The organism is Streptomyces sp. NPDC001507 (assembly GCF_042894765.1).
Taxonomy (GTDB): domain Bacteria; phylum Actinomycetota; class Actinomycetes; order Streptomycetales; family Streptomycetaceae; genus Streptomyces.
This window is the reverse complement of the sequence record NZ_JBIAVV010000007.1, coordinates 135,554-144,420: the sequence shown is the minus strand read 5'-3', so window position 1 is coordinate 144,420 and position 8,867 is coordinate 135,554. Positions and strand designations below refer to the sequence as shown.

Here is an 8,867-nt window from a genome sequence, read left to right as displayed (position 1 = left end):
GGGGGCGCGCCCCCCCCCCGGCCCGGGGGCCCCCCCCCCCCCCGGGGCCCCCCCCCCCCCCGCCGGGGGGCCCCGCCCCCCCCCCCCCCCCGGGGGGGGGGGCCCCGGGGGGGGGGCCCGGGCCCCCCGCCCCCCTCGTCCGTGCCGCCGTACGTCCTACTGGCCGAAGCCGTAGGCGAACAGGTGGTCGGTGCCGGTCTGGCCGGTCACCGGCAGCGTCACCGACGCCACCTGCTTGGCCGGGTCCAGCGTGACCTTCGTCGCGAAGACGTAGGTCTTCACGCCGTCGCGGCCGCCGCTCCCGGTGTTCCGGTAGGCGGTGGTCACCGCCGTCGTGTCACCCGGCAGCGGCTTGCTCGGGCCGCCGTTGAGCGTCCAGTCGGAGAACCCGACCGTCGCCTGGGAGGTGGTGCCGTCGGTGTAGGTGACGGTCAGGGTGCCCGAGACCCCGCTGCCGTCGGTCGGGGCGTTGACCGCGGCGCCCAGCAGGCCCAGCGACGACCCCGAGGTGCCGGCCGGCATCGGGATCGTCTGCCCGGCCATCTCCAGGTTGTCGAGCTGACCGGACGTCACCGTCGGCCAAGTGTAGGAGATTCCGTCCACCGTGAGGGTGGAACCACTGGTGACGCCGGCCGCCGACAGCGCGTTCTGCGAGTAGGCCCAGCCGCCGCCGTCGAACCCGCCCGAGTAGGTGGCGCCGTCGGGGTAGATGCCCTCGTTGGTGTCGTACGGCCACAGCGCGCCGGCCTTGGCGACGGCCACCCGCAGGCTCGCCCCGGACAGTGCCGTTCCCGTGCTGTGGTCGGTCAGGGCGAAGGTGACCGGGTAGGTCCCCTCGGTCGCGCCGGCCGTGACGTGGACCTTGGCCTCGGTGCTGCCCGACGCGGGCACGGTCAGCGAGCCGGAGGCCGTGTCCAGGGTGACGCCGGAGGGCGCGGTCGCCGTCCAGTCGACCGTGACGGCCTTGCTGCCGAGGTTGGTCAGGGCGAGGGTGGCGTCGTCGCCCGTGCCCGGCTGGAGGACCAGGCCGTTGCTGGGACCGGTCGCCGCGAGCACCCGGCCGCCGCCCGTGGTGTCCGACGGCGGCACCGCCGACGGGCCGGACGCCCAGGAGGTGTTCGGCTGGGTGCCGAGCGTGTAGTCGAGCGTGCCCGCGCCCTTGAACTGCTGGAACGTCAGCCAGGAGGCGTTCCACGCCTTGCCCTTGACGTTCAGGGACTGCACGTACGGCGCGTCGGGCGCGGCCTGCGGCGCGTTGATCCGGACCGTTTTGCCGTTGCCGAGGGTCACCTGGGCGACCGGGAACGCCGGGCTGCCGAGGACCAGGGTGTCGGTGCCCGGGGTCTCCGGGTACATGCCGAGCTCGGACCAGACGTACCAGGAGCTCATGGCGCCGAGGTCGTCGTTGCCGAAGGAGCCGACCGGGGCGTTGAAGTACAGGCCCTGCTGGGCTGCGCGGACCGCCGCCTGGGTCTTCCAGGGCTGGCCGGTGTAGTCGTACTCCCAGGGGATCTCGACGCTGGGCTCGTTGCTCAGGTCGGCGTCGGTGCCGCCGGGGCTGGTGATGTCGTCGAGGAGGCTGTCCAGGTAGGACGAGTACGCCTTGGTGCCGCCGCGGGCCTGGATGAGCTGTTGCAGGTTGAAGGGGACCATGGGGGTGTACTGGGCGGAGGTGCCCTCCACGAAGCCGTTGGAGGTGCCGGGGGTGAAGCCGCCCGCGAACTGGCCGTCCTTGTTCTTCGCCTGCAGGTAGCCGGTCTGCGGGTTGAAGACGTTCATCCAGTCCTGGGCACGGGTGGCGAACTTCGTGTAGACGTCCGTCCTGCCGAGCGACTTCGCGAAGGCGGCGAGGGCGTAGTCGGCGGAGTCGTACTCCAGCTGGGTGGAGACCGGGCCGTAGAAGTTGCAGCAGTTGTAGTCGTTCTCGTCCAGCGGGAGGTAGCCCTTGGCGTCCCGCACCGACTCGCCGGGGCGGTCGTTGTTCGGGACGGTGGCCTCGTGCTGGAGGGCGGCGAGCGCCTTGGCCGTGTCGAAGCCGGTCGCGCCGAAGGCGTACGCGTCGGCGATGATGCCGGCCGCCGGGTCGCCGACCATCACGTAGCTCTCGCCGTTGTTCGAGGCCCACTTGGGCAGCAGGCCCGTCTGGTCGTAGCCGTTGAGCATCGAGGTGACGACGTCACTGGCGACCTTGGGCTCGACCAGCGCCATCAGCTGGGTCTGGGAGCGGTAGGTGTCCCAGCCCGAGTAGTTGGCGTACTGGGCCTGTTGCCCCTTGGCCAGCTTGTGGACCTGGTTGTCCATGCCCATGTACTGGCCGTTGGCGTCGGAGAAGACGTTCGGGTGCAGCAGGGCGTGGTAGAGCGCGGTGTAGAACTGCGTCTGCTGGTCGGTGGATCCGCCGCCCACCTCGACCTTCTTCAGCACCGCGTTCCAGGCGTCGTGGTTGGCCTTCTCGACGGCGCCGACGTTCCAGTTCTTGATCTCGGTGGCGAGGTTGCCCGCCGCGTTGGCGTCGCTCGTGTACGAGATGCCGACCTTCGCCGAGACCGTGCTGTTCGCGGACGTGTCGAAGGTCAGGTACATGCCGTTGGCGCCCGTCGTGGGCGGCTGGGCGGCCTGGGCGGCCTTCGGCAGCCGGGATGCGGTACCGGCGCTCGGTGCTGCGGAGGCCGTGGCGGAGGCCTTGGCGGTGCTCCCGTGGACCGTCGGGGCAGGCTTCGCCGGGACGGTGAAGTGCTTCTCCTTCAGCGGCTTCGACGTGGACTTCTGCGGGGCCGGGGCGACCTTGCCCGCCTTCAGCGACGTCGCGTCGGGGGTGATGGTGGAGCCGACCCAGGTGCCGCTCGCGGCGAACGGCCGGTCGAACTTGATGTCGAAGTGCAGCGTGTACCGGTTGCTCGCGCCGCAGAAGTGGCCGCTGTCGATCGCGCCGCTGATCTCCTTGCTGTTCACCACCTGGACGCGGGTCCCGTCCACCTGGGTGGCGCCCCCGCTGAGCTTGAACAGCAGGTTGGCCTGCTGTCCCGCCGGGAAGGTGAAGGTGCCGATCCCGGCACGGGTGGTGTCGGTCAGCTCGGTCTTCACGCCGCCCGCGTCGGTGACCTTGTACGACCCCACGGCGGCCTGCTCGTCGGCGTGGCTGAAGCCGACGGACGTGCTGCCGAGGTCGCCCGAGAGCGCGCCGGTCACCGGCAGCACGGGCAGGTCGCCGGCGACCGGGCAGCCCGGTCCCGAGACGTGGGTGAGGCTGAAACCGGAGATCTTCTTGTCGGCGTACTCGTAGCCGCCGCCGTCGGGGCGGTTCGGCGTCGTGTCGGGACCCCACTGCACCATGCCGGCCGGCATGTCGGGGCCGGGGAAGGTGTCCACCGCACCGGAGGTGCCGATGAGGGGGTTGACGAGGGACGCGGGGTCCGTCACGAGGGCGGGCGTCCTGGTACTCGCGGCCACGGCGTTGCCCGTCGCCGTGAGCGGCAGGGCCGCCATGCCCAGGACGCAGGCCACGGCGAGGCGCCTGCGGAATCCCGCTCGGGTGGAGGGTGGTGCGGCTGAACGTCGGGGTCTCACCATCGGTTGCCTCCGCAGCAGTTCGTGCTTCGCACATCGGGTGTCGGCGCGCCGAGAAACACCGGAATGCCGGCGACAGGCAACGAACCCGGTCGCCCCCACGGCGTCCTGACAACGTTGCCATGCACGAGAGTTGAGTGAAACGCCTGTGCTTGTGGCATGTCAACGAGGCCAACAGGACTTTCTGGGTGCGAAGTTCGCGGAGGGGTGTGCGCCGGGCTCGATGCCGGTATCACTTGCGGGAGTTACGACGCACCGGCAACGCGGGTCACGACGCCCCGGCAACGCCCCTACAGCCCCCGGGTGACCGGGCTGAGCGCGTCGGCGAGCTGTTCGCGGTGCCGGCGCAGCGCCTCGGGGGTGACGCCCTCCGCGGCCACGGCACGGGCGAGGTCGTCGGTGGCCACCTTGAGGACGGCGCTCATGGTGGCGGCCCGCATCCGCACGTCGAGCAGCCCGGCGGCCCCGCCCGCGCGTTCGGCCAGCACTTCGGCGAACGTGTCCTCCGCTCGCTCCCGGAGCACCAGGTAGACGGCCCGCAACGCGGGCTCGTCGTGGGTCAGCCTGACCACGGTGAGCACCGCCTCGGCGTCCCCGCCGGAGGACGCGTCGAGTGCGGGCTGATAGGTGGCGCGCAGGTGCTCGGTGAGGTCGACGCCGGACGGCCAGGCGTGCAGGACGGCCCGGAAGGCCGCGATCGACTGGGTGAGCAGCGGCTCGACACAGCTTTCCTTGCTGGGGAAGTGGCGCCACAGCGTGCGTTCCGAGACGCCGGCCGCCCGCGCGATCTGCTCGCCGGAGGTGGCGGCCACCCCGTGCGCGGCGAACAGCCGGACCGCGTGCCGGGAGATGTCGAGGCGCTGCCGCTGCCGCTGCCGGTCGCTCACCGGGGGCCGTCCCCGGCGGGGCGTTATCGGGCCGCTGTCCACCGTCACGTCCTCCATCGGGCGATCCAACCACGCCAGGACCGCGGGGCGACTGGCCGAAAACATTATTGGCAGTGACTGACAATAAAGTGTTACGGTCGAAGTGCCGGAAGATCGCGTTCCGAGGTCCAGGAGGAGGACCATGAACGGTGCCGCCGAGCGTTCCCGACTACCCTTCGCACGGCCGAACGTGCTCGATCTCGCACCCCTCTACGAGGTGCTGCGCCGGGAGGCGCCGATCACGCCGGTCACCACGCCGGCCGGGGATCCGGCCTGGCTGGTCACCCGGTTCGAGGAGGTCCGCGACCTCCTCGGCGACAAGCGGCTCGGCCGCTCCCATCCCGAGCCGGAGCGGGCGTCCCGCATCACGAGCGCCGCGGTGCAGGAAGGCCCCTCGGGCAACTACGCCACCGAGGAGGCCGACCACACCCGGATGCGCCGCCTGCTGACCCCGGCCTTCTCCGCCCGGCGCATGGTGATGCTCTCCGATCACGTACGGCAGCTGGTGGACGACTGCATCGACCGGCTGCTCGCCGAGCGGGCCGCGGCGCCCGACGGGGTGGTCGACCTGCATGCCGGGCTGGCCTTCCCGGTGCCCGTCGCGGTCATCTGCCGGCTGCTCGGCGTGCCCGAGACCGACCGCGAGCACTTCGCCTCGCTCTCGGAGCGCATGGCCGACTACGCCATCGGCGACGGGGCCGAACGGGCCCGGGACGAGTTCAACGCCTACATGATCACGCTCGCCGAGGCCAAACGCGCCCGGCCGGGCGAGGACGTCATCTCCGACCTGGTGCGCGCCCAGAGCGCCGACGCGGACTTCGACTACTCGGAGATGATCCGGCTCTGCGTCGGGCTGCTGTTCGCCGGGCACGAGACGACGGTCAACCGCATCGGCCTCGGCGCGCTCTTCCTGCTCACCCGCCCCGACCAGTGGCGGGCGCTGACCGCCGACCCGGCCGGCCGGGTCAACGCCACCGTCGAGGAGATCATGCGCCTGGGCGCGCCCGGTGACCTCGGTCTGCTGCGCTACGCCCACACCGACGTCGACGTCGCCGGGGTCACCATCCGCACCGGCGACGCCGTGATCCTCTCCATCAACTCGGCCAACCGGGACGCGTCCGTCTACACCGACGCGGAGACGTTCGATCCCGACCGTCCGGAACGCAACCACCTCGGATTCGGCCACGGCCCGCACTTCTGCATCGGGGCGAGCCTGGCCCGCACGGAGCTGCGCATCGTCTTCGCCGCCCTGGCCGAACGGCTGCCCGGTCTGCGGCTCGCCAAGGACGTCGACGGCCTCGCCCTGCGCACCACCCTCACCGGCGGGGTCCGCGAGCTGCCCGTGACCTGGTGAGGACACCGCCCGGACAGGGGCGTGGCCGCGGGCCGGCCGGGGCAGGCCCGCGGCCACGCCCGCCGGGTCACCCCTCGTCGCGCAGCCGGGCCGCCAGGGCGGTCAGGGACTCCGTCTCCTCGGCGTGCCCCAGGGCGGTGAGCCGGGAGACCGCCACGTCGATCCGGGCGAGGGCGGGCACGGGGCGCTCCAGGTAGACGCCCTCCACGACGGCCGCCAGCCGGACGCACTCGGCCCACTCGCCGACGTGCTCCCTGTCGTGGGACTCGGGTTCGGGTTCGCCGAGCAGGGCGAGGGCCTCCTCCAACGCGGTCAGGGCGGTCTCGTACTCGCGGGCGTAGGCGTTGACCCGGCCGTGTTCGTAGGCGAGGGCGCTGTCCAGGTCACGGCCCCTGGCCCGGTACCCCGCGGCGCGGGCCTCGTCGGCGATCCGGCCCGCGTCGGCGAGCAGGGCGAGGGCGTCGGGCAGGCCCTCGGCTCCCTGGTGCTGGGCCTGGAGACGGGCGAGTTCGCGCAGGCAGCTGCTGAGCTGCTCGTAGCGCGGCTCCCGGGCGTGCGCGGCGAGGGCCTGACCGGCGGCCTCGCGGGCCGGGCCGAACTCGCCGGCCTCGGCGAGGAGCATGGCGGTCTCGGCGGCGATCATGGCGTGGCTGCCGGGGTCGTCGTCCCAGCCGGCCGACTCGGCCGCGAGAGCGGCGTACTCGGCCGTGGCGGCCTTGAGGTCCTCCCCCGCGTGCAGCGCGCGGGCGCGGGCCAGACGCAGCTGGGCGACGAGCCGGTCGTCCAGTTCCCCGGCGGCGACGTCCGGTTCGGCCAGCACGGAGTCGAGCAGCGCGATGCAGTCCTCGACGCGGCCCAGGTCGAGGCTGAGCTGGGCCGCGTTGCTGTAGGTGCAGAACGCGTCGAACCGGCTGCCGTGGCGCAGCTCCAGCTCCGCGGAGCGGGTCAGGTGCCGAAGTGCCTCGTCGGGACGGTCCAGGCGCATGCAGACCTGGGCCAGATCGGCGTGCAGACGCGCGGTGCCTGCCGCGTCGGACGGCCAGTCGGCGGCCAGTCCGAGGCTCTCGCTCAGGTCCGCGTACGCGGCCCGCGCGTCCTTGAGACCGAACCGGACGCGGCCGCGCAGGCCGAGTGTGCGGGGCAGGTGCCAGGCGGGGCCGTGAGCCTTCAGCTCGTCGAGGAGGGCGTCGAGCTCCGTGATCGCGGCGGGCAGGTCGCCGGAGACGGCGTACGTGCTGGCCCGCAGCAGCCGGGCGCCGGAGACCTGTCCGGTGATGTCGTGCCGGGTGGCGAAGGCGAGCAGCAGGTCCACCTCGGCGAGGACCGGCGCGACGTGCTCCTCGTCCCTCGACGCCTGCAGCCGCATGCCGAGGGCGGTCGCCCGCAGCCGCAGCAGCCGCGCCTCCTGGTAGGGGGCGAGGCCGGTCGCCTCCTCGTGCAGCCGGACGAGGGCCGCGTGGGCGGCGGTCAGCGCGGCGGCCCGCTCCTCGGCCCCGTCGCCGTGCTTACCGGGAAGGCCGCCCGCGGGCAGCAGCGCGCAGGCACGGGCGAGCGCCGCGTGGCCCGCCGCCCCGGCCTCGTCGTACCGGACCGCGGCCTCCTCGTACAGGGCGGCCGCCGCGTCGAACTCCTCCCTCCCGCCCGCCCGGCCCGCCTCGTCCTCCAGCAGGTCCGCGCGCAGCCGTGCCAGGGGTCCCACGGCAGGGTCGTCGGGGTGGGCGTAGCCGGGGGCGGCGACGAGGGTGCGCAGCCGTGCCCAGCAGGCCGCCGCGTCCGGATGCCCCTCCTCGTCCAGCTGCCGTGCCCGGACGACGAGTTCGGGCAGCGACTCGGGGACGGCGGCGGCCGTGCGGGCGGTGACGGCGGGGGCGGGGGCGGCCGCCGGGGCCACGTCGTCGAGGCCGCGGGTGCGCAGGGTCAGTTCGAGCGCGTCGAGGAGGGGGGCGCGGTCGAGGCGGGCCCGGCGCCGGTCGGCGTGGGCCGTGGTGCCGTTGCGGGCGTCGAAGCGGGCGGCGAGGTCGTCGGCGCGGCCGCGCACCTCGGCGCGCAGGCCGGCCACCGTCCAGGTACGGCCCGCGTATCCGGCGGCGGGCAGCTCGCCGTGGCCGAGGGATTCGACGCGCTGGAGGAGGACCTCGACGCCGGTGAGGAAGGCGAGCAGGTCCAGCGGCGAGTCGACCTCGTCGAACAGGTTCCGGTTCTCCGCGAGGAGTTCCAGGCCGCGTGCCTCGTTGCCGGTGAGCGCGCAGAACTCCAGGTGCCGGCCGACCTCGCCGGACATCGAGGGGTTGCGGCGGCAGGCACGGTAGCCGCTCAGGTGCAGGGCGCGGGCCCGGTCGGCCGCGCCGGTGCGCAGCAGGGGAAGCAGCGCGTACGAGACGGAGCGTGCGGGCTCCTCCTGGCAGGACTCCTTCCCGTCCAGGACGGGCTGCCAGGTGCGCAGCGCCCGCTCGTCGTCGTCCGCGTCGAGGTGGTACAGGGCGCGCTCGCAGATCTCGCAGGCCTCGCAGTCGCTGAGCCGGGTACGGGTGCGCCCCGCCCACAGTTCGTAGGCGAGGTGGGTGTCCTCGCCGACGTGGGCGGCGAGCCGGTAGGCCTGTGCGTAGCAGGGCTGGAGCTCGAGACCGGCCTTCTCGTAGCGGTCGCGCATCTCGGTCAGCCACTGGCGCAGACTCGCCAGGGGGATCTCGGGCAGCGCGATCAGGGCGTTGGCCACCCATTTGAACCGCCAGAACAGCGTGTGCCGCAGCCGCTCGTCGAAGACGTCGGGCTGGTCGTCGAAGAGGGTGAGCAGCCGGGCGAAGACGACGGGCGACTTACGCGGTTCGGAGCCGTAGGTGTAGGCCTCCTGCAGTTCGAGGAGCGCGTGGACGAGCGCGCGGGGTTCCGCGAACTGCTCGGCGGCCTCGGCCAGTTCCTCGGCGGTGACGGTGCGGGTGCGGCCGTAGGGGCGCCGGTCGTTCTCCTGCAGCGCCTGGTACAGCTCGTCCGTGTTCTGGGGATGGGGTGCGGTGGGCATC

4 protein-coding genes are annotated in these 8,867 nt (G+C 73.2%); 1 reads left to right on the top strand and 3 read right to left on the bottom strand.

The window, feature by feature from the left end:
- Positions 1-156 precede the first annotated feature (156 nt).
- Together ACFY0K_RS23280 and ACFY0K_RS23275 are read right to left on the bottom strand one after the other, a co-directional pair.
- The gene (locus tag ACFY0K_RS23280) at positions 157-3,504 is read right to left on the bottom strand and encodes a lectin (RefSeq protein ID WP_390641461.1); all 3,348 of its coding nucleotides are present in this window, start codon (positions 3,502-3,504) and stop codon (positions 157-159) included.
- Between the two features lie 353 nt (positions 3,505-3,857).
- On the bottom strand, positions 3,858-4,511 hold the full coding sequence (locus ACFY0K_RS23275; RefSeq protein ID WP_390641460.1) for a TetR/AcrR family transcriptional regulator: 654 nt from the start codon (positions 4,509-4,511) through the stop codon (positions 3,858-3,860).
- 124 nt (positions 4,512-4,635) lie between these two features.
- Between ACFY0K_RS23275 and ACFY0K_RS23270 the strand changes: the two genes are divergently transcribed.
- Complete coding sequence (locus ACFY0K_RS23270; protein WP_390641459.1) at positions 4,636-5,847, top strand: cytochrome P450; 1,212 nt, start codon at positions 4,636-4,638, stop codon at positions 5,845-5,847.
- 67 nt (positions 5,848-5,914) lie between these two features.
- Here ACFY0K_RS23270 and ACFY0K_RS23265 read toward each other — a convergent pair whose 3' ends face one another.
- Complete coding sequence (locus ACFY0K_RS23265; protein ID WP_390641458.1) at positions 5,915-8,866, bottom strand: hypothetical protein; 2,952 nt, start codon at positions 8,864-8,866, stop codon at positions 5,915-5,917.
- Position 8,867: the final 1 nt, after the last annotated feature.

Coding starts and splice junctions, on each gene's coding strand:
- ACFY0K_RS23275 (WP_390641460.1), bottom strand. CDS start 4,511: ATGGAGGACGTGACGGTGGACAGCGGCCCGATAACGCCCCGCCGGGGA.
- ACFY0K_RS23270 (WP_390641459.1), top strand. CDS start 4,636: ATGAACGGTGCCGCCGAGCGTTCCCGACTACCCTTCGCACGGCCGAAC.
- ACFY0K_RS23265 (WP_390641458.1), bottom strand. CDS start 8,866: ATGCCCACCGCACCCCATCCCCAGAACACGGACGAGCTGTACCAGGCG.